Genomic DNA, 21,586 nt, shown 5'->3' with positions numbered 1-21,586 from the left:
AGCCTCCGGCCACGGTTCCGAATTGGTTACGCCTTACTCCTCGCAGGCTACTCGGAACCGGGCCGGACGGCTGGGGACCCGAACCAGGTCCGCTGCTTCCGTTACTTCTGCGGCGTGAGCACGAAGACCGGGATCTGCCGATCGGTCTTCTTCTGGTACTCGGCGTAGTCCGGCCACGCCTCGACCGCACGCTGCCACCACTCGACCTTCTCGTCGCCGGTGACCTCGCGCGCCGTCATGTCCTGCTTGACGGGACCGTCCTGCAGTTCGACACTCGGGTCGGCGACGACGTTGTAGTACCAGACCGGGTGCTTGGGGGCCCCGCCGAGGGAAGCGACGACCGCGTACTGCCCGTCGTGCTCGACGCGCATGAGCGGGGTCTTACGGAGCTTGCCGGACTTGGCACCCTTGGTGGTGAGGATGATGACGGGCTTGCCCTCCATCATCGTTCCCTCGGTGCCGCCGGAGCGCTCGTAAAGGTCGACCTGGTCCGCGGCCCAGGACGAGGGGCTGGGTTCGTATTCACCGGTAAGAGGCATGCCACAAGTGAACACCCCGCACATGATCTTGACCACCCGACAGCCCGGACGACGGGACTTCCACGCCACGACGGAAATTGTTCGTTGGACCGAAACCATGTGTGTCGGTATTCTGAACATCATCGACGAAGGTAGCCGAACACGGACGAGGTGAACGCATGACCGCCGCACTGCACGGACACGCCCGCAGTCGCATGCACGCCTCCGCCGAGACCGTCGACATCGCCGGCACCGCGTGGCCGCTCTACAAGCTCGAGGCGATCGCCGCCGCGCTCGCGATCTTCGTTCTCGTCCTCGCCGTGACGCAGGTGCTGCAGACGGCAGTGCTGACCGCGGCTGGAGCGGCCGTGGTCGTGTGGTGGGTGCGACGCGTCATGCTCACCCACCGTTCGACGCCGCCGACGAACTGATGAGCCGGGGCGCCGCCGCCGAGCACCCTGCTCAGCTGGACGCCGAGCCGCCGCCGTCCGTGACGAGCGCGATGCCGGCGCTGGGGCCGCCGCCGGGCAGTTGCACGAGCGGGCTGTCGGTGAACTTCAGCGTCGTGGCGTCCCATCTCATGATCGGGAAGCCGACATTCTCCTGCCACGTCTCGTGCAGATTGACGACGATCGAGTTCGCGATGGTGCGCCCGTGCAGAACCCAGAAGGTGTCCGGGGCCACGGCTCCCAGTCCGACGAACTTCGCGGTGGGCGAGCTCAGCACGTCGATGTCGTACACGCGCCGGTACTCGGTCAGCGTGGAAGTCGACTTCGGGAAGGAGTACTCCCTGGTCACGATCGCTTCGTAGACGGGGAGCCGCGCGTTCCACGCGGCGATCAGCGTCTGGGTCGTGATCCCCTGCGGTGCCGCAACGTCACCGAGGCCGGCGCCGGCCGCCACCGCAGTGGTCGCTGCCGGCGGATCTTCTGTTGCGCCCGCCGGCGCCGCGACCGCACCACCTATCGCGACCGCGGCGACGGCCCCCGCAAGTGCGCGTTTCGCTGCTCTGCTGATGGTCATGTCCCCTCCTGAACGGCTGCAGGCCGACGGCAAGCCCCCCGGCCACGTCTGCAACCTGAACACCGGCAAAAGGCGTGTGGCCGTTACAGATCGCACCGAGATTCAGCGCGACGAGCGAGTTCCCGGGCCGCCGGATGGACAGCGAGCATCGTCGGTGCTCTCTCGATCGGCGGCCCGTTCTGGGTTTCGAGGCCCGGGCCGAGCATGGCGCTCGTCGTGACCGTGCTGGTCGCGGTCAACGGGTTGCCGAGCCTGCTGGTCGCCCGCGGCACAGCCCGACGGCGCGTTCCTGAGGTCCCGCACCGAATCGGAGGCACCATCTAGGCTCGGGCGATGCGCTCCCTCCGCCTGTTCGCGCCCCTCGTCGCCGTCGGAGCCGCGTTCGCGCTCCACTCCCCCGCTCACGCCGCAGCCGACACCTCGGTGGCCACGGCCTGCGGAACACCGTTGAGCACGACCGAGATCGCGGACATCGTCGAGCTGAGCGATACGTCCACGTTGTCGGGCACGGGCCTCCCGCGGCTCGAGGCCGCGATCGACCGACACCGCCGGATCACGGAGATCCTTGTCGCACATCGAGACTGGAGGGGCCTGTTCTCGGTCGGGCTGAACGCCGTCGAGTACGACGCCGTCCTACCCCTGCAACGCGACCCGGTCGCACTGTCCGACCGCGAGTGGGCCCCGACGATCAGCTACGACCTGCTCGCCCGCTACCTGCGCAATCTCCGTGCCGAATTCACCGGCGCGCCGGTCGATCCGGCGTGGGCCAACTACTTCGCACTGACACGACAGTGCGCCGAGAGCCCGGCCCGGGTCGCGATGGCCGGCTACAACGCCCACCTCACCGTCGACCTCGCATACGCGGTCGACTCCAGCGGCACCCGGCACGACAACATCCCCGACTTCTACGAGATCGTCGATTCCATTGCCGTCAAGGGTGATTCGATCGTGACACTGACGAAGGCGCTCTACGGCGGCGATCTCGGCCCACTGTGGCGGTTCTACTTCGTGGGCGAGGGACTGGACCGGCTCGCGGGCAACGACCAGCCGTCGCGACTGCTGCTGCGTGCAGCCGACAGCGGCTACAACACCATCACCCTCGCCAACGGCTTCGCGCTGCAGAACCCGCAGACGCGGCCCGCCGCGGAGCAGGAGATCGACGCGCTGTGGCGGGCCACCGATCACGCGCTCGACGTCCTGTCCGACGTCGGCGGCCTCTGAGCGCGCCGACGGGCCAGGTCACGGCCACCTGTGAATCTCCTACGAGTTTCGAATACCGGACAATTCCGGCAATAACATGAGGGGTGCACGACAAGCAGCGATGCGCCGAGCGCTGCGAGGGCGGTACCCGACGCACCGCAACGGCCCTTCGACCACCGGAGCACCGCCCGGTGGTCGGTCGTCGGCGACGAGCGTCTCCGACGACCGGCCGTGCGGAGAGGATCTCGCATGGAACAGGAGTACGAAACACCACGAGTGCGCCCGATGCGGCGTCTGCTCGCCAGAATCCTCGTCACGCTGTCGCTCGCGGCCGTCCCGCTCGGGCCGGCCGCAGCACCGGCACTCGCAGACACCGCGACGCCGGCAGCGAGTCCGGCCGTGGTCATGATGACCCGGGTTCACCATCACCACCACGGGCGCCACATGGGTTGCGGATGTATGCAGCGCGACCAGCAGGGGAACTGGCAGTGGATGTGCCATCACCACCATCGGTGACCGCACCGCACCGGCGCGGGCTGCCCGGACCGTTCCCGGTCCTGGCAGCGTCCCGTCAGGACGTCAGCCCGCGAGGCAACTCGGTCCGAGCAGCGCCTTGAGGTCGCCCATGAGCGACGACGACGGCTCCACCCGGAGCACCTCGTCCACCTTCCACAGCGAGGTGCCGCGCGATCCGATGAGCTTGACGTGCACGTCCGCGGTGCCGGGATGACGCGAGAGCACCTGCCTGAGCGCGCCGAGCTTCTCCTTGGTGCACTGCCGGACCGGCAGGCTGACCGCGACCGGCTTCGCGACACCGATCGCCGAAAGGTCCGGCACCGCCAGGTCGTTCGCGATCAGCGACACCCGGTCGTCCCGCACCGACACCCGCGCCTTGACCAGGACGACGGAGTCCTCGACGACGTCCATGCCGTACACCGAGTACGCCTGCGGGAAGAACAACACCTCGATGCCACCGGACAGGTCCTCGAGCTGGGCCGAGGCCCACGTCAATCCGTTCTTGTTGATCCTCCGGGTGACCGACGCGAGGATGCCACCGATGGTCACCTGCGTGCCGTCCTTGATGTCGCCCTCGAGAATCGTCGGGATCGACGCGTCGGACTGCGCGGCCAGCACGTGTTCGACACCGTTGAGCGGGTGCCCGGACACGTACAGGCCCAGCATCTCGCGCTCGAGCGCGAGCTTGTGCTTGGTGTCCCACTCCTCGTCGGGCACCTTGACGTTGAACACGGACGTGATCGACTCGTCGGCGTCGTCGCCGCCGAACAGGTCGAACTGGCCCATCGCCTCGGCCTTCTTGGTGCCCATCACCGCGTCGATCGCGTCCGCGTGCACCAGCATCAGACCCTTGCGCGGATGCTCGAGCGAGTCGAATCCGCCTGCCTTGATCAGGGATTCGGTGACCTTCTTCGAACACGCCAGCGCGTCGATCTTGTTGAGGTAGTCGGAGAAGTCGGTGAAGCTGCCCTTCTCCTCGCGCGCCGCGATGATCGACCCCACCACGTTGGCGCCGACGTTGCGCACGGCGCCCAGACCGAACCGGATGTCCTCGCCCACCGACGCGAAGTCGACGCGCGACGCGTTGACGTCCGGCGGCAGCACCGTGATGCCCATCTTGCGGCAGTCCGACAGGTACACCGCGGCCTTGTCCTTGTCGTCACCGACGGACGTGAGCAGGCCGGCCATGTACTCGGCCGGGTAGTTCGCCTTGAGGTACGCCGTCCAGAACGACACGAGGCCGTAGCCGGCGGCGTGCGACTTGTTGAACGCGTAGCCGGCGAACGGCAGCACCGTGTCCCACAGCGCGGTGATCGCCGCCTGCGAGAAGCCGTTGCCCTTCATGCCCTCGGCGAAGCCGTCGTAGGCCTCGTCGAGGATCTCCTTCTTCTTCTTACCCATCGCGCGGCGGAGCAGGTCTGCCTGTCCGAGCGAGTAACCGGCCACCTTCTGAGCGATCTGCATGATCTGCTCCTGGTAGACGATCAGACCGAAGGTGTCCTTGAGGATGTCCTTCAGCGGCTCCTCGAGCTCCGGGTGGATCGGCTTGACGTCCTGCCGCCCGTTCTTCCGGTCGGCATAGTCGTTGTGCGCGTTCATGCCCATCGGGCCCGGACGGTAGAGCGCGAGGACGGCGACGATGTCCTCGAAGCCCGTCGGCTGCATGCGCCGCAGCAGATCGCGCATCGCGCTGCCGTCGAGCTGGAACACGCCGAGGGTGTCGCCGCGGGCGAGCAGTTCGTAGGTGGCCGGGTCCTCGATCGGCAGCGTGTCGAGGTCGATGTCGATGCCGCGGTTGGCCTTGATGTTCTCGATCGCGTCGCCGATGACCGTGAGGTTGCGCAGACCGAGGAAGTCCATCTTCAGCAGGCCGATGGCCTCGCACGACGGGTAGTCCCAGCCGGTGATGATCGCGCCGTCCTGCGCGCGCTTCCACACCGGGATCGCGTCGGTGAGCGGCTCGGACGACATGATGACCGCGCAGGCGTGCACGCCGGCGTTGCGGATCAGGCCCTCGAGGCCCTTCGCGGTCTGGTAGATCTTCGCGACATCCGGGTTGGAGTCGATGAGCGCCCGGACCTCGACGGCCTCCTTGTACCGCTCGTGCTCGGGGTCGGTGATGCCCGACACCGAGATGTCCTTCGCCATGATCGGCGGCGGCAGCGCCTTGGTGATCTGGTCGGCGATCGCGAAACCGGGCTGGCCGAACTGGACTCGCGCGGAGTCCTTGATCGCGGCCTTGGTCTTGATGGTGCCGAACGTGATGACCTGGGCGACCTTGTCGCTGCCCCACTTCTCGGTGGCGTAGCGGACCATCTCGCCGCGGCGGCGATCGTCGAAGTCGATATCGATATCGGGCATCGACACGCGCTCGGGGTTGAGGAACCGCTCGAACAGCAGGCCGTGCGGGATGGGGTCGATGTTGGTGATGCCCATCGCGTACGCGACGAGCGAACCCGCCGCCGAGCCTCGGCCCGGGCCGACGCGGATGCCGACGTCGCGGGCGTGGTTGATCAGGTCGCCGACGACGAGGAAGTAGGCGGGGAAGCCCATCTCGTTGATGACGCCGATCTCGTAGTCGGCCCGCTCGAGGTACTCCTGCGGAGGTCCGCCCGGGAAACGCCGGTCGAGGCCGCGCAGCACCTCGTGCCGGAGGAACGTCTGCTGCGTGTGTCCCTCGGGCACGGGGAAGATCGGCATCCGGTCACGGTGCTGCCACACGTCCTCGTACGGCTGCACCCGCTCGCCGATCAGCAGCGAACTGTCGCACGCACCCGGAACCTCCGAGTCCCAGATGGCCCGCATCTCCTCGGCCGACTTGAGGTAGTAGCCGTCGCCGTCGAACTTGAAGCGGGTGGGGTCCGAGAGCGTCTTGCCGGTCTGGATGCACAGCAGCGCCTCGTGGTTCTCGGCGGCGTCCTTCGTGACGTAGTGGCAGTCGTTGGTCGCCAGCGGCGGGATACCCAACTGCTTGCCGATGGAGAGCAGGCCCTCGCGGACCCGCCGCTCGATCGAGAGCCCGTGGTCCATCAGCTCGAGGAAGAAGTTGTCCTTGCCCCAGATCTCCTGCCACTTCGCGGCGGCCTCGAGCGCCTCGCGGTCGTGGCCGAGCCGCAGCCGGGTCTGGATCTCGCCCGACGGGCACCCGGTGGTCGCGATGATGCCCTCGGCGTGGTGGGCGATGAGTTCCTCGTCCATGCGCGGCCACTTGCCGAGCTGACCCTCGATGGACGCGAGTGACGACAGCTTGAACAGGTTCCGCAGGCCCGTCGAGTTCTCGGCGACCATCGTCATGTGCGTGTACGCGCCGCTGCCGGAGACGTCGTCCGACTTCTGGCTGGGATCGCCCCACAACACGCGCTTGGTGTTGAACCGCGACTCGGGCGCGACGTACGCCTCGATGCCGATGATCGGCTTGATGCCGTGCTTCTTCGCGACGTTGTAGAACTCGCTGGCGCCGTACATGTTGCCGTGGTCGGTCATGCCGACCGCGGTCATCCCGAGGCGCTCCGCCTCCTTGAACAGCGGGCCGACCTTTGCCGCACCGTCGAGCATCGAGTACTCGGTGTGGTTGTGCAGGTGAACGAACGAGTCAGCCACGCGCGCCTCTCTGTATTTCGCCCGATACGTGAGTATCGGTGGGTCCAGCAGTCCCTGAGTCTATGCCCTCGCACCGACGGTCTCGGCGTCCCGCGAAGCGGCGCGGCGAACCCGACGTGCACGAACCAGCGCATCAGTGGTGAACACCACCAACGCCACCCAGATGAGGCCGAATCCGATCCACCGTGACGGCGGCATGACCTCGTGCATGACGACCACGCCCCACACCATCTGGAGCGCCGGAGTGAGGTACTGGAGGATGCCGAGAGTGGTCAGGGGAATGCGTTGGGCCGCGACCCCGAACAGCAGCAGGGGCGCGGCGGTGACCGGCCCGGCCGCCATGAGCAGCAGGCTGTGCCCGACGCCGTTGCCGAAGAACGATCCGGTTCCGGTCACTGCGAGCACGACCAGGTAGACCACCGCGAACGGGGCCGCCACCACGCCCTCCGCGGTGAGGCTCGTGCGCGGATCGAGCGGCACCACCTTCTTGATCACCCCGTACAGCGCGAACGACAACGCCAGCGTGAGCGCCACGAGCGGCGGGCGCCCGTAGTCGACGGTGATGACGGTGACCGCCACCGCGGCGAGGACGAGCGCGGCGATCTGGGCCGGACGCAGCCGCTCCCGGAACAGCACGACACCCAGCAGGACGCTCACGAGCGGGTTGACGAAGTAGCCGAGGGCGGCCTCGACGACGTGACCGGAGACCACCGCGTAGATGTAGACGCCCCAGTTGATCGCGATCGCGACGGTCGCCGCGGACACCAGTCCCCACGTCCGCGCCCCCATGCCGCGCAGCGAGCCGAACCGACCCAGGACCGCGAGCACCCCGAGCATCAGGAGCACGGTCCACAGCATCCGATGGGCCAGCACCTCGAGCGAACCGGCGGGCGCGAGAAGACCGAAGAAGATCGGGAACATGCCCCAGATCAGGTAGGCACCGACGCCCGCCATCATTCCGGTGGAGTCTTCCGAGCGGGGCCGTTGTGTCACGTCCCGCCACGATAGCCGCCGGGCTACGCTGACTCGCCACTGCATCGAACCGCACCCGCCGCCAAGGAGATTGCTGTGACGCGCACCACGGAGACGGACGGTGTCGGGAGCACCCCGACCGCGGCGGGACGGTGGCGTCGACGCGCCCTCTGGACGCTGGTCGCGCTTCCCGTCGCCGCGCGCCTCGGCACGGTCGTGTTCGCCTCCAGCCCGTGGCCCGGATCGATGCTCGTGCGCGCGGTGTTCGATCGCGCCGCCCGGAAGACCACGGACGCCCTGCGGAAGCACGCGCCCGACGGGGTCGTGTCGATCGAGGACCAGCAGTACCGCGACGGCGACGACGACGCCTTCCTCGATGTCCACTTCCCGGCGGCCGTCGCCGGCACCACCGACGTCCTGCCGACGGTGATCTGGACACACGGCGGCGCGTGGATCTCCGGCCATCGCAGCAACTACGCGCCCTACCACCAGTTGATCGCCGCCGCCGGCTTCACCGTCGTATCGCTCGACTACTCGCTCGGGCCCGAGCGCACCTACCCGACCGCGGTCGAGCAACTGCGCGACGCGCACGCCTACGTCGTCGCGAACGCCGAACGCCTGCACGTGGATTCGAACCGAATCGTCCTCGCCGGCGACTCCGCCGGCGCGCAGCTGTCGAGTCAGCTCGCCGCGATCGCCACCAACCCCGACTACGCCCGCGAGGTCGGGATCGAGTCCGCGCTCCGCCCCGAGCAGCTACGAGGTGTGGTGCTGAACTGCGGCATCTACGAGCTCACCGAGATGGTCGGCGGCCCCGGCATCGCCGGCTGGGGCGCCGAGAAGTCGCTGTGGGCGTACACCGGAACGAGGGATCTCGCGAACTCGCCCGCGGTGACCCAGATGTCGACGCTCCGCCACGTCACCGAGAACTTCCCGCCGACGTACCTCTCGGGCGGCAACGCGGACCCCCTGACCGACAAGCAGTCCAAGCCGCTCGCGGCGAAGCTGGCGGGCCTCGGCGTCGACGTGACCACGCTGTTCTACGCGGACGATCATCAGCCGCCGCTCGCGCACGAGTACCAGTTCGACCTCGACGACACCGACGGCGTGAACGCGCTGGCCCGGACCATCGACTTCGTCCGCAAGCACACGGTGGACGCTCCGGGGACCTGAGGGCCCGGGCGGCACGTCAGCCGAGCAGCGGCACCGATCCGTTGTCGGGGCCCGGGAGGACGACGTCGGTCTGTGACGGCAGCAGCGGACTGACCGCGAACGAACCCGCGATCGCGTCCGCCGGCAACGCCTCGACCGCCCGCACCGACGGCGCCGCGTCGAGTGCGCGCAACTGATCGAGCGAACCGCGCACCGTCGCCCCCACCACGCACGCGCAGTCGGCCGACAACTGGGCGGCCGAGTAGGCGGCGAGCAGGGACTGCCGGTCGTGTCCGACCACCGACGCCTGCAATCGCGCGGCCGCCACCGACGGTGCCCGCTGCACCGCCGTCGGGTTCGCCGCGACCGGGATCGCCACCATCGGCGTCTGCACCCGATCCAGCGGCACCCGGAAGAGCACCTGCGACACCCGGACGTCGCCGACGTCGTCCAGCAACTGCGACGGCGTCGTGGGCGCGTCCAGCGACACCAGCGCCCAGTGCTGCGTCCCCGGATCCGCGTCTTCCTCGGCGGTCAGCGTCGCAGTCGCGCGCTCGAGGTACGCCGACACCTGCTCGCCCGAGTCCGGCCCCAGCCGGTCGGTCGAGATGCGGGCGGCCGGAACGGGGTTGGCCACCCCGAGACCCACGACCGTGCCGGCCAGTGCGACCGTCGCGAGTACGGCCGCCCAGGTACGCGAACTCATCTCACGTGCCCCGCAGGACTCCGAGCGCGTGCTGGAGATCCTTCGGGTACTCGCTGGTGATCTCGACCCAGTGCCCGTCGGCCGGATGCGCGAAGCCCAGCGAACGGGCATGCAGCCACTGCCGCTCGAGCCCCAGCCGCTCGGCCAGACGGGGATCGGCGCCGTACGTCAGGTCGCCGCAGCACGGGTGGCGCAGAGCGGAGAAGTGCACCCGGATCTGGTGCGTGCGGCCGGTCTCCAGGTGGATGTCGAGCAGGCTGGCCGCCTGGAACGCCTCGACCGTGTCGTAGTGCGTGATGCTCGGCTTGCCGTCGGCGGTGACGGCGAACTTCCAGTCGTTGCTGCGGTGCCGGCCGATGGGCGCGTCGATCGTGCCGCTGCTCGGATCCGGGTGCCCCTGCACCAGCGCGTGGTAGCGCTTGTCGATGGTGCGCTGCTTGAACGCCCGCTTGAGGACCGTGTAGGCGCGCTCCGACGTCGCGACCACCATGACGCCGGACGTGCCGACGTCGAGACGGTGCACGATGCCCTGGCGCTCGTGCGCGCCCGACGTCGAGATGCGGAAGCCGGCCGCGGCGAGGCCGCCGATGACCGTCGGCCCCGTCCAGCCGACGCTGGCGTGCGCCGCCACCCCCACCGGCTTGTCGACCGCGACGATGTCGTCGTCCGCGTAGAGGATCTCCATGCCCTCGACCGGCTCGGCCTCGATCGTGAGGGGGCGCGGCGGCTCGGGGAGTTCCACCTCGAGCCACGTCCCGGCCGCCAGTCGATCGGACTTGCCGACCGGAGCCCCGTCGAGGAGGACGGCGCCCTCCTCCGTCAGGGCCGCGACCGCGGTGCGAGACAGGCCGAGCAGCCGGGCCAGCCCGGCATCCACCCGCATCCCGTCGAGTCCGTCGGGAACCGGCATCGAACGCGTCTCCCTCAAGCCGCATCCCCCTTTCCAGAAGTCTTGACGCCGCTCGGTTCGATCCCGAACAGCGTGAGTGCCACCAGCAGGATCGCCCCGCACACGATCGACGAGTCGGCCACGTTGAACACGGGCCACCAGCCCACGGAAACGAAGTCCACGACGTGACCCTGCAGCGGGCCGGGTGAGCGGAAGATCCGGTCGATCAGATTACCGAGGGCGCCGCCGAGGACGAGACCGAGACCCAGCGCCCACCACAGCGAACTGAGCGTGCGCCCGATCTTGATCACCCCGACGACGACACCGACCGCGACCAGAGTCAGCAGCCAGGTCATCCCGGTGGCCATCGAGAACGCGGCACCCGGATTGCGGATCAGCGTCAGGGTGACGGTGTCGCCGATGATCTCGACCGGGTTCTTCGGGTCGATGAACGCGACCGCCAGCACCTTGGTCAGCAGGTCGAGGCCGAGCACGACCACCGCGACACCGACGAGGAGCACCATCCGACGCGGCCCGGACGGCACCGACCCGACGGTCTCGTCGGGTTCGGAGGCGGCTGGCTCGGAAATCGCTTCACCCTTCACTGCATGGTCGGCGTCGTCGCCGCGGTCGTCGCTCACCCCGCCATCATCCCCTACTCGGGAGACAGACCGGTCATCCAACCCACGCCGACTAACCTGTTGGCGTGCCACTGTCCTCGAAACTCCTCCACCCCGGATCCGCGCTCGTCGCGGCGACGCTCTCCCTTTCGGTGCTGGTCGCCGGGTGCAGCAGCGGCGGTGATGCCGCCCCCACGAGCCCCGATGCGGTCGGGGCAGCATCCGACGAGGTCACCGTGCCCGTGACGGCCGCCACTACCGAGATCCTCGACGCCGGCGCCGAACCGCGAGCGGTGGTGCAGCTTCGTCCCGGACAGGGCACCCAACAGCAGACCCGGCTGGTGACGACCGCCGACGTGTCGCAGCAGATCGACGGCCAGGCCGCGCAGGACTTCTCCACCCCGCAGCTGACGATCCCCCTCACGGCCCTGGTCACGCAGGCCGCCACGGACGCCACTCCCGCCACGACGGTCGACCTCACGCTGGGCACCCCGACCACCCCCGAGGACGAGACGAACGAACTCCTCACGCCTGCAACCGATTCGCATGCGGGCTTCACGATGAACGAGTCCGGAGCGATCACGGCGCTGCGGCTGCGTCCCGACCCCGACGCCCAGAACAAGGCCCGGTCGATGATCGAGCAGGCGTTCTTCCAGGCCGTCTATCGCATGGTCGCGTTCCCGGCCGAGCCGATCGGCGTGGGCGCGGTGTGGAAGATCCATCAGCAGGTGATGAGCGCGATCGCGCTCGACCAGGTGACGACCGCCACCCTGTCGGCGCGCGACGGCGACCGGCTCACGATCGACATGCAGGTGGAGCAGTTCCCCAAGTCCCCCGTCTTCGAACTGCCGAACGGCGCCGGCACGCTCGACGTCGACTCGTACTCGCTGCGCGGGGCGGGCACCGTCGTCATCGACCTCCGGTCGCCGCTCCCGATCGACGGGTCCGTCACCGTCGAGGGCACCCAGTCGTTCAGCGATCCCGCGGACTCGATGCGGCTGCAGCAGACCACCAGCGAGAAGGTCGAGTGGCTCGGCTGACCCGGGCGGCGGCCGCGACGGCGGCCCTCGTCGCGCTCGGGGCGCCGCTGGCGGCGTGCGGGTCCTCGTCCTCGCCTTCGGACGAGTCGACGCCGTCGGCGGTCGACCTGGGCCCCGAGGTGACCGCCCCCGAAACCCCGTCGGCCGGCCCGATCACGGACACCGCCGCGCTGCAGGCCGCGCTGCCCGCCGCGACGGACCTGCCCGCCGGGTTCGCCCGCCTGCCCGCGACCGCCGACCCGGAACCGCAGGCAACCGGCGATCCCGAGCCGGACCGGTCCACGACGAACCCCACCCGGTGCGCGAACGTGGCCGACACGGTGACCCGTCAGGTCCCCGGATCGGTGTCCTCGGCCGAGCAGAACTTCACCGGCCCGGGATTCACGAGCATCGACGTCGACGCCGCCGGCTACGCGGGGACCGGCGCCGCGGACGCCTTCGCCGCCGTCCAGGACACCCTGCGCGAGTGCACGACGTTCACCGGCACGGACGCCGACGGAACGTCGGTGCAGTACCGGATCGATCCCCTCCCGCAGCCCGCCGCCGGTGACGCGTCGATCGCGGTCCGGCTCACCACGACCAGCGAGGGATTCACGCTCGTCTCCGATGTCGTTCTCGCCGTGATCGACTCGACGGTGGTGCAGGTGATCGCGACCGGACCCGACGGCATGGACGGCGACCTGTCAGCCGCGGTCGCGCGCACCACCGCGGATCGGGTGCACGCGGTCTCGCCGCCGCAGTAGCGCGAAGACACCGATGCCGGCGCCACCCGTCGGGTGGCGCCGGCATCGACGCGGGAACGCGGAACTACGCGGGGCAGGCCGGCGAGGTCAGCTGCGCCATCGTCACGAGCTGGCACGCGTACGACTTCGACATCTTCCAGACGCCGTCCTCGGCGACGAAGTCGACCGTTGCCGGGTTGGTCTGGCCGTTGATGACCAGCTCGACGCCGGCGGTGACGGTCTCGTCACCGGTCGGGGTCACGTCGACGACGTTGATGGTGGCGCCGGCATCCTTGGCCGCCTTGGCGACCTGGTTGATCAGCTCCGGATCGGCCTCGGCGCCCTGGACCAGCTGCGCCTTCTGCTCGACCGGAACACTCTCGTCGAAGGCCTTGGCCAGCGCGGCGTTGAGCTCGGCGGGCGTCGGCGGAGCGAGCGACGGCTCGGCGGCGGCCGTCGTGGTGGTCTGCTGAGCCGTGGTGCGCTCGGTGCTGCCGCTGTCGTCCGAGCAGGCCGACATGGTCAGGGCCGCCGCGATCGCCACACCGGCGATGGTCATCTTCCGAAACTTCAAGTGCTTGTCCTTTTCATTCTCGGTCGAACATCGTTCACGCTTCAGCCGGGTCGGAGTCCCCCTGTCCCAGCTATGACGCCAGTTCACAGCAAGAGTACCGGTAAGGCCCGCCTCACCTGAGGCTGTCGGTCGCGTCCGCGACAATCAGGCCACAATCGGTCTCGTCGAATGTACGTGACAGCCCCGGCCCGGTGCTGCGGGTCTCGAACCGCACCGTCACCACCCCGTGCCCCGCGCCCTGGACCCAACCGTGACCGTACTCCGGATGCGACACGTCCAGCCCGGGCCGCCACTGGGTCGACGCCCCCTCGCTCGCCCCGGCGATCGAATCGCTCACTGCGTCTTCGTCTTCCCCCACGGGAGGGGCCTGATCGAGTTCGGGGAACAGCGACCCCTGACTCGCCGCCGACAGGCCGCCGAACCCCACCCCGACGAGCCGGACGGGCCCCAACTCGAGCGGGTCGATCGCCTGACGCTGTGCGGTCGCCGTGAGGACCTGCAGATCCGTCGTCGCGTACGGCAACGTGAGGGACCTCGTCACGATGCTCATGTCGGCTTTGCGCAACTTGAGCACCACTGTGCGGGCCGCCCGACCGTCCCGCTCCAGACGCCGGTGCGCGGCCGCCGCACTCGACTCGACCGCACGTCGCAACTCCCCCAGCGTGACGATGTCCTGCGCGAAAGTCGTTTCCGCGCTGACCTGCTTCGCGTCGGCGCGTTCCGCGACCGGGCGGTCGTCGATGCCGCGCGCCAACCGTTGCAGACTCGGTCCGATCGTCGCCCCGAGCACCGAGACCACCTCGGGGTCCGGCAGCGCCGCGAGCGCGCCGATCGTCTCGATCCCCAACCGCTTGAGCTTCTCCTCCGCCACCGGCCCGACACCCCACAGCTTCCGGACCGGCAGCGCGCTCATCAACTGCTGTTGCACATCCGGGGAGACCACCGTGATCCCGTCGGGCTTGGCGAGTCCGGAGGCGATCTTCGCCACCTGCTTGCCGGCACCGGCGCCGATCGACGCGACCAGCCCGGTCTCGGCCAGCACCAGCGCGCGCAGGTCCTCGCAGTAGCGCTCGACCTCCGCCTTCCCGGCCCCGGCCAGCTCGGCCGGCTCGCCGAACGCCTCGTCCATCGAAAGCTGTTCCAGGACAGGCATCTTCACACGCAGGGCGTCGAACACCTGACGGCTCACGTGCCCGTACAGGGCGCCACGCGGGGGCAGCACGACGGCGGCCGCCCCCACCAGCCGCCGCGCCTGGTGCATCGGCATCGCCGACCGCGCCCCGAACGCCCGCGCCTCGTAGCTGGCGCCGGCGACCACACCCCGACCGCCGAGCCCGCCGACGAGCACGGGCCGACCCAGCAGCGTCGGTCGGGTCAGCTGCTCGACGGACGCGAAGAAGGCGTCCATGTCGAGGTGCAGGACCCACCGGCGGCTGCGTGTGGGATCGGGAACGGCGTCGGCCATGGCCCTCAAAATACGCCGGGCGGACGACAGGAGACCTGCCGTCCGCCCGGTGCGCGGCTACTCGCTCAGGCCTTCGCGATCGCGGCCCGGACGCCCTCCCCGAGATCGACGACCGCGTCACCGCTGACGTCACCGATCTCGAGCGTCGTGGCGAGGATCTCGCCCGCGATCAGGTCCCGGTGCCGCGTCGCCCACTCGAGGCGCTCGGCCGGCACGTCCAGCATGACCGAGATGCGGTCGGAGACATCGAGTCCCGCGTTGCGGCGCGCGTCCTGCAGCTCGCGGATCCGGTCCTTGGCCCAGCCCTCGGCCTCGAGCTCCTCGGTCACCTGCGAGTCGAGCACGACCAGGCCGGCACCGTCCGGCAGCGCCGCCGTCGACTCCGGCTCGGCCGCGACGAGACGCTGGGTGTACTCCGACGGCAACAGGTCGATGCCCGCGGCCGACACGACGCCGTCCTTCTCGGCCCAGTCGCCCGCCTTGACCGCCTTGATGACCGTCTGCACGTCCTTGCCCAGACGCGGACCCGCGGCGCGCGCGTTGACGACCAACTCGAAGCGGCCGTGCACGTCGACGTCCTCGGTGAGGTCGACCTTCTTGACGTTCACCTCGTCCGCGATCAGGCCCAGGTACGGGCGCATCTTCTCGGCGTCCGGCGCCGCGACCGTGACCTCCGGCAGCGGCAGGCGCACGCGCAGGTTCTGCGCCTTGCGCAGGCCGAGCACCGTCGAGCACACGCTGCGGACGTCGTCCATCGCGGCGACCAGCTCGGCGTCCGCCGGCAGCTCGGTCTCGGACGGCCAGTCCGCCAGGTGCACCGAGCGGCCACCGGTCAGGCCCCGCCAGATCACCTCGGACGCCATCGGCAGCAGCGGCGCCGCCAACCGGGAGACGACCTCGAGCACCGTGTGCAGCGTGTCGATCGCGTCGCGGTCCTCGTCCCAGAACCGGCTGCGCGAGCGGCGCACGTACCAGTTGGTGAGCGCGTCGCAGAACGTGCGCAGCTCGTCGCACGCCCCCGCGATGTCGGTGACCTCGAGCGCGTCGGTGATCGCGTTCCGGGTGGCCGCGAGCTTGGCGAGGATGTACCTGTCGAGCACGTTCGGCGAGTCGGTCCGCCACTGACCGGGCTTCGACGCGTACAGCTGCAGGAAGCTCCACGCGTTCCACAGCGGCAACAGCGCCTGCCGGACACCCTCGCGGATGCCCTGCTCGGTGACGATCAGGTTGCCGCCGCGCAGGATCGGCGACGACATCAGGAACCACCGCATGGCGTCGGAGCCGTCGCGGTCGAACACCTCCTTGACGTCCGGGTAGTTGCCCTTGGACTTGCTCATCTTCAGGCCGTCGTCGCCGAGCACGATGCCGTGCGCCGCAACGCACTTGAACGCCGGGCGGTCGAACAGCGCGGTCGCCAGCACGTGCAGCGTGTAGAACCAGCCGCGGGTCTGGCCGTTGTACTCGACGATGAAATCGCCCGGGTAGTGCGTCTCGAACCAGTCCCGGTTCTCGAACGGGTAGTGCACCTGCGCGTACGGCATCGAGCCGGACTCGAACCAGCAGTCCAGCACCTCCGGGACGCGGCGCATCATCGACTTGCCGGTCGGGTCGTCCGGGTTGGGGCGGACCAGTTCGTCGATCATCGGGCGGTGCAGATCCGTCGGGCGCACCCCGAAGTCCGCCTCGAGCTGATCCAGCGAGCCGTAGACGTCGACGCGCGGGTACGACGGATCGTCCGACACCCACACCGGGATCGGGCTGCCCCAGTAGCGGTTACGGCTGATGTTCCAGTCGCGGGCACCCTCGAGCCACTTGCCGAACTGGCCGTCGCGGATGTGCTCCGGCACCCAGGTGATCTCCTGGTTGAGCTCGACCATGCGGTCGCGGAACTTGGTGACCGCGACGAACCACGACGGCACCGCCATGTAGATCAGCGGCTGGCCCGAGCGCCAGCTGTGCGGGTAGGAGTGCTCGATCGTCTCGTGGCGCAGCAGCTTTCCGGCGGCCTTGAGGTCCTTGATGATGACCGGGTTCGCGTCGAAGACCTGCAGGCCCTCGTACGGCGGGACCATGGACGTGAACTTGCCGCCCGCGTCCAGCGGCTGCACGATCTCGATGCCGTTGGCGGTCGCGCACTCCATGTCCTCCTCACCGAAGGCCGGCGCGAGGTGGACGACACCGGTACCGGAGTCGGTGGTCACGTAGTCGGCGGAGAGCACGCGGTGCGCTTCCTCGTGGCCCTTGCCGGGTCCGTGGAAGAAGTCGAACGGCGGCACGTACGACAGGCCCACCAGGTCGGCGCCCTTGTACTCGCCCAGCACCTCCGGCGCCTCGCCCAGCTCGCGGGCGTAGTGCCCGACCCGGGCCGCGGCGAGCACGTAGCGCTTGTCGTCGGCGCCGCGCACCTGCACGTAGTCGACGTCCGGGTGGACGGCGATCGCGAGGTTGGACGGCAGCGTCCACGGCGTCGTGGTCCAGATCAGCGCGTTCGCGCCGTCGAGGTCACTGCCCGGAGCGGTGAGCACCATGTCGACGGTGACCGCCGGGTCCTGACGCATCTTGTAGGCGTCGTCGAGGCGGGTCTCCTGGTTCGACAGCGGCGTCTGCTCGTACCAGCTGTACGGCAGCACGCGGAAGCCCTGGTAGATCAGGCCCTTGTCGTACAGCTCCTTGAACGCCCACATCACGGACTCCATGAAGTCCAGATCCAGGGTCTTGTAGTCGTTGTCGAAGTCGACCCAGCGGGCCTGACGGGTGACGTAGTCGCGCCACTCGTCGGTGTAGCGCAGGACCGACTGCTTGCAGTAGGCGTTGAACTCGGCGAGACCCATCGCGTCGATCTGCGACTTGTCCTTGATGCCGAGCTGCTTCTCCGCCTCGAGCTCGGCGGGCAGGCCGTGGCAGTCCCAGCCGAAGCGACGATCTACCTTCTTGCCGCGCATCGTCTGGAAGCGCGGCACGACGTCCTTGACGTAGCCGGTGAGCAGATGGCCGTAGTGCGGCAGGCCGTTGGCGAACGGCGGGCCGTCGTAGAAGACGAAATCCTCGGACCCCTCGCGGTTCGCGATGCTGGCGCGGAAGGTGTCGTCCGCGTCCCATGCCGCGAGCACCTTCTGCTCGAGGTCGGGGAAGGAGACGGCGCCGGTGGCGCGGCCGCCGACGAGATCGACGCGGGGGTACCCGTCGTTCGTCTGGGGAGAGGTGGATTCGTTACTGGTCACCGCGTGGCTCCTCGTGCCCGTCTGCCGGCACGGGGACGACGACGACGCCCTGTGCGCCGCTGCCGCGGTACCACCCCGCTTGCCCGCCGTCGCGCATGCGAGACGAGCCACTCGATCAAGGCTGTGACGGGCCCACCCGTTCGGTTCTAGTGAGTCGGATGCGCATCACGCATTACCGACCGTTCTTCCGAAAGCTCCCCGGTGATGGCCGGATCGACGCCATGTGTGCGTATCAGTCTAGCCCCGAGTCGAGTTCCGCCCGGAATCGCCCGGGCCCGCTTCGGCGTCCCGGCCGTTGCCGAACGACCGAGTCCCGGTCTCCCGCTCCCGTGCCGCGCCGGTCGAATCCGCGGCGGGCGCCGCCTTCCTGCTCGCCAGCGCACTGACGAGCAGGAGGACGGCACCCGCGACACAGATCGCAATGCATCCCCACGCCCAGACCACGGACCCCGTCATCAGGGCGATCACCAGCAGTGCGAACCCGACTGCTGCGAGGACCAGCGTCATGACCAGCACGATTCACCCTCTGTTCGAGAGCCGGCCGGTGTCGGCTCGGTCAGTTGTTTCCTTTGGCGAACTGGCCGAAGCCGGACTGCGAGCCGGACTGCCCGAAAGCGTCCTGGCCGCCGTCGACCGGCACGGCCGAGCCACGCTGCTCCAGCTCCTCCAGCTGCGACTCCAGGTACGACTTGAGCCGCACACGGTACTCGCGCTCGAAGGTCTTGAGCTGCTCGATGCGGCCCTCCAGGACGGAGCGCTGCTGGTTGATCGTCGCCATGATCTCGGTGTGCTTCTTCTCGGCGTCCGCCTGCAGCGCGTCGGCCTTCTCCTTGGCCTGGCGCAGCTGGGTCTCCGAGCGGGTCTGCGCATCCGAGAGGAGCGAATCGGACTTCTGCTTGGCGTCCGCAACCATCGTCTCCGACTTGGTGCGGGCATCGGTGACCAGACGCTCCGAGTTGGTGCGGGCGTCGCTGAGCAACTGCTCCGCCTCGACCTTGGCGTCGCCGGTCAGGCGGTCCGCCATCTCCTGCGCGAGACCCAGGACCTTGGCGGCCTGCATGTTGGCGTCCTCGGACGGACGCGGGGCCGCGGCGGGCACCGGTTCCGGCTTCGGCTGCTCGACGACACGCACCGGCTCCGGCTTCGGAGCGGGTGCCGGGGCCGCCGCGGCGACCGGACGCGGAGCCTTCTTCGCCTCGGCCAGCTCCTGATCGAGCTCGCCAACGCGCTGACGGAGATCGGCGTTCTCCTCGATGAGCCGCGTCAGCTCCTGTTCGACGAGATCGAGGAAGGCATCGACCTCATCCTCGTTGTAGCCACGCTTCCCGATCGGCGGCTTGCTGAACGCGACGTTGTGCACATCAGCTGGAGTCAGCGGCATGGAAGGATCCCTTCACGCATCATTTGGCGGTCTAGCACGCATTCAGTTCTAGCGCGTTGCGCGTACTCGTTAACCATTTCGTTACTCGTCACACTGTAACTGCGGGTCATTCTGTCACACCAAACCCGCGGGTGACGCCAGTCCCGACACGACCTGCATGAGGATGAACAGCAGAAAAAGCAGCACCATGATCGACAGATCGAGCCGCACCCCGCCGAGCGAGATCGGCGGGATGAGCCGGCGAAGAAGCTTCACCGGCGGGTCGGTGACCGTGAAGATCACCTCCAGGACGACCACGACGAATCCCGTCGGGTGCCAGTCCCTTGCGAATACCCGGATGAACTCGACGATGATCCGCCCGATGAGCAACAACCAGAAGATGAACAGGATCACGTAGATCACCGAGAACACGGCCACACCTTCACTCTGCCTGACGACAACCGGTCGATCAAAACCATTCGACGAGCCGAGGCGCGTGTCACACCACGAGTGCGCTGTGACACGATTCTCGGTCGCAACGGCTACTTCTGGTTGTAGAAACCGGTCTCCGCGATGCGGCGGCGCTCCTCGGCGGACACGTCGATGTCGGCGGGCGAGAGGAGAAACACCTTGGTCGCGACCTTGTCGAAGGAGCCCCGGAGCGCGAACGCGAGCCCGGCGGCGAAGTCCACCAGCCGCTTGGCGTCGGCGTTGCTCATCTCGACGAGATCCATGATCACCGGCGTGCCGTCACGGAACCGCTCACCGATGGTGCGGGCCTCGCCGTAGTCACGCGGACGCAGCGTCGTGATCTTCGACAGCGGCCCACCCTCGTCGACCACCGAGCGGCGGCTCTCGAGCCGGTCCATCCGGGCGTCGACGGCCAGCGCACCCCGGGTTGCGCCGCGCGGACCCGCACTGGGGGCGGGACGGGACGGGCGCGCCGGGAGCGGTTCGACCCGCGCCGACTGGCGCGGCGCGGCGTCGTAGCGGTCGAAGTCGTCCTCGACGTCGTCACGACGGCTCGACGGGTATCCGGGTTCGGCGTACTCACGGCGAGCCGGCCCGGGCTCGTCGATGTAGTCATCCTCGAAGTCCTCGAGGGGAACCATGCCGAAGTAAGCCTTGAACTTGTGCAGAGTGCTCATTGATCGACCTTCCTGGGCGCGGCGGACGGGTACTGGTGGAACCTGCGGTCGACCGCAGAGATCTTGGCGGATGGACTGACGATCTTCGTGTGGCTGATGTTCATGATGTGACTGGTGGTTATTTCGAGACTATCGGGCGGGCGCCGAGGATCGCAGTTCCGACACGCACGCACGTCGAACCGTGGCGGACCGCCGCCTCCAGATCTCCCGTCATCCCGGCCGACAGCACGGTCGCGCCCGGATGGGAGACCAGCAGGTCGGAGTGGGCGGCCTGGAGACGTTCGAACGCCTCGTCGGGATCGGACCCGAGCGGCGGCACCGCCATCAGTCCGCCGAGAGTCAGATTCGACGCACCCGCCATGTGATCGGCGAGAGGGGCCAAATCCGTTACCGGAACTCCCCCGCGGGCCGGATCGGCGTCCAGACTCACCTGGATCAGGGCGCGCAGCGGGCCCGAACGCGCGCCCTCGTCCCGCGCGGCGCCCACCGCGGAGTCGAGCGCCTCGGCCAGTCGGACACTGTCGAGCGAATGAACCGTGTCGGCCCACCGGGCAACCGAGCGGGCCTTGTTCCGCTGGAGCCGACCGATCATGTGCCAGCGGACCGGATCCGCGACGTCCGGCGCCGACCGGAACTCGGCGATCTTGTCCCCCGCCTCCGGTTCGCGCGACTCGCCGAACTCCCGGCAGCCGAGGCCGTAGAGGATCCGCACATCCGACGCCGGGAAGAACTTCGTCACCGGCAACAACTTCACTTCCACCGGATCGCGGCCGGCAGCGACACAGGCCGCCTCGAGCCGGGCGCGCACCTCCGTCAGCGCCGACGCGATGTCCTCGTGCCTACTCATCGGTGCCCATCGT

The 21,586-nt window shown here is 68.9% G+C and carries 21 protein-coding genes; 6 read left to right on the top strand and 15 right to left on the bottom strand.

Annotated elements, in window-relative coordinates; genetic code table 11:
* Nucleotides 1-101: 101 nt before the first annotated feature.
* Nucleotides 102-539: a nitroreductase family deazaflavin-dependent oxidoreductase gene (locus tag EGT67_RS12710; RefSeq protein ID WP_127916443.1), complete on the bottom strand. Its 438-nt coding sequence runs from the start codon at nucleotides 537-539 to the stop codon at nucleotides 102-104.
* Nucleotides 540-697: 158 nt separating this feature from the next.
* Here EGT67_RS12710 and EGT67_RS12705 point away from each other — a divergent pair, with 158 nt between their 5' ends.
* Nucleotides 698-949, top strand: a complete 252-nt coding sequence (locus EGT67_RS12705) for a hypothetical protein (RefSeq protein ID WP_127916442.1) — start codon at nucleotides 698-700, stop codon at nucleotides 947-949.
* Nucleotides 950-980: 31 nt separating this feature from the next.
* Here EGT67_RS12705 and EGT67_RS12700 read toward each other — a convergent pair whose 3' ends face one another.
* A complete protein-coding gene (locus EGT67_RS12700) occupies nucleotides 981-1,541 on the bottom strand; it encodes a hypothetical protein (protein WP_127916441.1) in 561 nt (186 codons plus the stop codon).
* Nucleotides 1,542-1,874: 333 nt separating this feature from the next.
* Between EGT67_RS12700 and EGT67_RS12695 the strand changes: the two genes are divergently transcribed.
* Nucleotides 1,875-2,762 carry a DUF5995 family protein gene (locus tag EGT67_RS12695; protein ID WP_127916440.1) on the top strand — a complete coding sequence of 296 codons (888 nt, stop codon included), beginning with the start codon at nucleotides 1,875-1,877 and terminating at the stop codon, nucleotides 2,760-2,762.
* Between the two features lie 228 nt (nucleotides 2,763-2,990).
* Nucleotides 2,991-3,257 (top strand): hypothetical protein, encoded by a 267-nt coding sequence (locus EGT67_RS12690; RefSeq protein ID WP_127916439.1) that lies wholly within the window; start codon nucleotides 2,991-2,993, stop codon nucleotides 3,255-3,257.
* A 63-nt stretch (nucleotides 3,258-3,320) separates the two neighbouring features.
* On the opposite strand, the gene dnaE is transcribed toward EGT67_RS12690, so the two are convergent.
* Nucleotides 3,321-6,857, bottom strand: coding sequence for a DNA polymerase III subunit alpha (gene dnaE / locus EGT67_RS12685; protein WP_127916438.1), 3,537 nt, complete (start codon nucleotides 6,855-6,857; stop codon nucleotides 3,321-3,323).
* Nucleotides 6,858-6,917: 60 nt separating this feature from the next.
* Nucleotides 6,918-7,814, bottom strand: a complete 897-nt coding sequence (rarD, locus tag EGT67_RS12680) for an EamA family transporter RarD (protein WP_206612377.1) — start codon at nucleotides 7,812-7,814, stop codon at nucleotides 6,918-6,920.
* Between the two features lie 111 nt (nucleotides 7,815-7,925).
* Here rarD and EGT67_RS12675 point away from each other — a divergent pair, with 111 nt between their 5' ends.
* Complete coding sequence (locus EGT67_RS12675) at nucleotides 7,926-9,002, top strand: alpha/beta hydrolase (RefSeq protein ID WP_241566001.1); 1,077 nt, start codon at nucleotides 7,926-7,928, stop codon at nucleotides 9,000-9,002.
* A 16-nt stretch (nucleotides 9,003-9,018) separates the two neighbouring features.
* Here EGT67_RS12675 and EGT67_RS12670 read toward each other — a convergent pair whose 3' ends face one another.
* From EGT67_RS12670 to lspA, 3 genes are read right to left on the bottom strand one after another with little or no spacing between them, the layout of a single operon-like run.
* Nucleotides 9,019-9,687, bottom strand: a complete 669-nt coding sequence (locus EGT67_RS12670; protein WP_127916436.1) for a hypothetical protein — start codon at nucleotides 9,685-9,687, stop codon at nucleotides 9,019-9,021.
* Nucleotide 9,688: 1 nt separating this feature from the next.
* Nucleotides 9,689-10,597, bottom strand: a complete 909-nt coding sequence (locus EGT67_RS12665; protein WP_206612365.1) for an RluA family pseudouridine synthase — start codon at nucleotides 10,595-10,597, stop codon at nucleotides 9,689-9,691.
* Between the two features lie 14 nt (nucleotides 10,598-10,611).
* On the bottom strand, nucleotides 10,612-11,217 hold the full coding sequence (gene lspA / locus EGT67_RS12660; protein WP_127916434.1) for a signal peptidase II: 606 nt from the start codon (nucleotides 11,215-11,217) through the stop codon (nucleotides 10,612-10,614).
* 65 nt (nucleotides 11,218-11,282) lie between these two features.
* Between lspA and EGT67_RS12655 the strand changes: the two genes are divergently transcribed.
* Both EGT67_RS12655 and EGT67_RS12650 read left to right on the top strand, forming a co-directional pair.
* Nucleotides 11,283-12,236, top strand: coding sequence for a hypothetical protein (locus tag EGT67_RS12655; protein WP_127916433.1), 954 nt, complete (start codon nucleotides 11,283-11,285; stop codon nucleotides 12,234-12,236).
* Complete coding sequence (locus tag EGT67_RS12650) at nucleotides 12,224-12,979, top strand: hypothetical protein (protein ID WP_127916432.1); 756 nt, start codon at nucleotides 12,224-12,226, stop codon at nucleotides 12,977-12,979. The genes EGT67_RS12655 and EGT67_RS12650 overlap by 13 nt, the downstream gene beginning before the upstream one ends.
* Before the next feature lie 64 nt (nucleotides 12,980-13,043).
* Here EGT67_RS12650 and EGT67_RS12645 read toward each other — a convergent pair whose 3' ends face one another.
* The 8 genes from EGT67_RS12645 to EGT67_RS12610 form a co-directional block, all read right to left on the bottom strand.
* Nucleotides 13,044-13,532, bottom strand: a complete 489-nt coding sequence (locus tag EGT67_RS12645; RefSeq protein ID WP_127916431.1) for a WKL family lipoprotein — start codon at nucleotides 13,530-13,532, stop codon at nucleotides 13,044-13,046.
* Nucleotides 13,533-13,644: 112 nt separating this feature from the next.
* A complete protein-coding gene (locus EGT67_RS12640; RefSeq protein WP_127916430.1) occupies nucleotides 13,645-14,997 on the bottom strand; it encodes a DNA polymerase IV in 1,353 nt (450 codons plus the stop codon).
* Between the two features lie 65 nt (nucleotides 14,998-15,062).
* Complete coding sequence (ileS, locus tag EGT67_RS12635; protein ID WP_127916429.1) at nucleotides 15,063-18,218, bottom strand: isoleucine--tRNA ligase; 3,156 nt, start codon at nucleotides 18,216-18,218, stop codon at nucleotides 15,063-15,065.
* 237 nt (nucleotides 18,219-18,455) lie between these two features.
* The gene (locus tag EGT67_RS12630; RefSeq protein WP_127916428.1) at nucleotides 18,456-18,734 is read right to left on the bottom strand and encodes a hypothetical protein; all 279 of its coding nucleotides are present in this window, start codon (nucleotides 18,732-18,734) and stop codon (nucleotides 18,456-18,458) included.
* Nucleotides 18,735-18,774: 40 nt separating this feature from the next.
* Nucleotides 18,775-19,599 (bottom strand): DivIVA-like cell division protein Wag31, encoded by an 825-nt coding sequence (wag31, locus tag EGT67_RS12625; RefSeq protein WP_127916427.1) that lies wholly within the window; start codon nucleotides 19,597-19,599, stop codon nucleotides 18,775-18,777.
* A gap of 114 nt (nucleotides 19,600-19,713) precedes the next feature.
* Nucleotides 19,714-20,016 carry a YggT family protein gene (locus EGT67_RS12620; protein ID WP_127916426.1) on the bottom strand — a complete coding sequence of 101 codons (303 nt, stop codon included), beginning with the start codon at nucleotides 20,014-20,016 and terminating at the stop codon, nucleotides 19,714-19,716.
* Between the two features lie 104 nt (nucleotides 20,017-20,120).
* A complete protein-coding gene (locus EGT67_RS12615) occupies nucleotides 20,121-20,726 on the bottom strand; it encodes a cell division protein SepF (RefSeq protein WP_127916425.1) in 606 nt (201 codons plus the stop codon).
* 118 nt (nucleotides 20,727-20,844) lie between these two features.
* Nucleotides 20,845-21,573, bottom strand: a complete 729-nt coding sequence (locus EGT67_RS12610; protein ID WP_127916424.1) for a YggS family pyridoxal phosphate-dependent enzyme — start codon at nucleotides 21,571-21,573, stop codon at nucleotides 20,845-20,847.
* Nucleotides 21,574-21,586: the final 13 nt, after the last annotated feature.

It is taken from the genome of Prescottella agglutinans (genome assembly GCF_004011865.1).
Classification (GTDB): domain Bacteria; phylum Actinomycetota; class Actinomycetes; order Mycobacteriales; family Mycobacteriaceae; genus Prescottella; species Prescottella agglutinans.
Note: the sequence above shows the minus strand (reverse complement) of the source record. Positions and strands in the feature narration are given on the sequence as shown.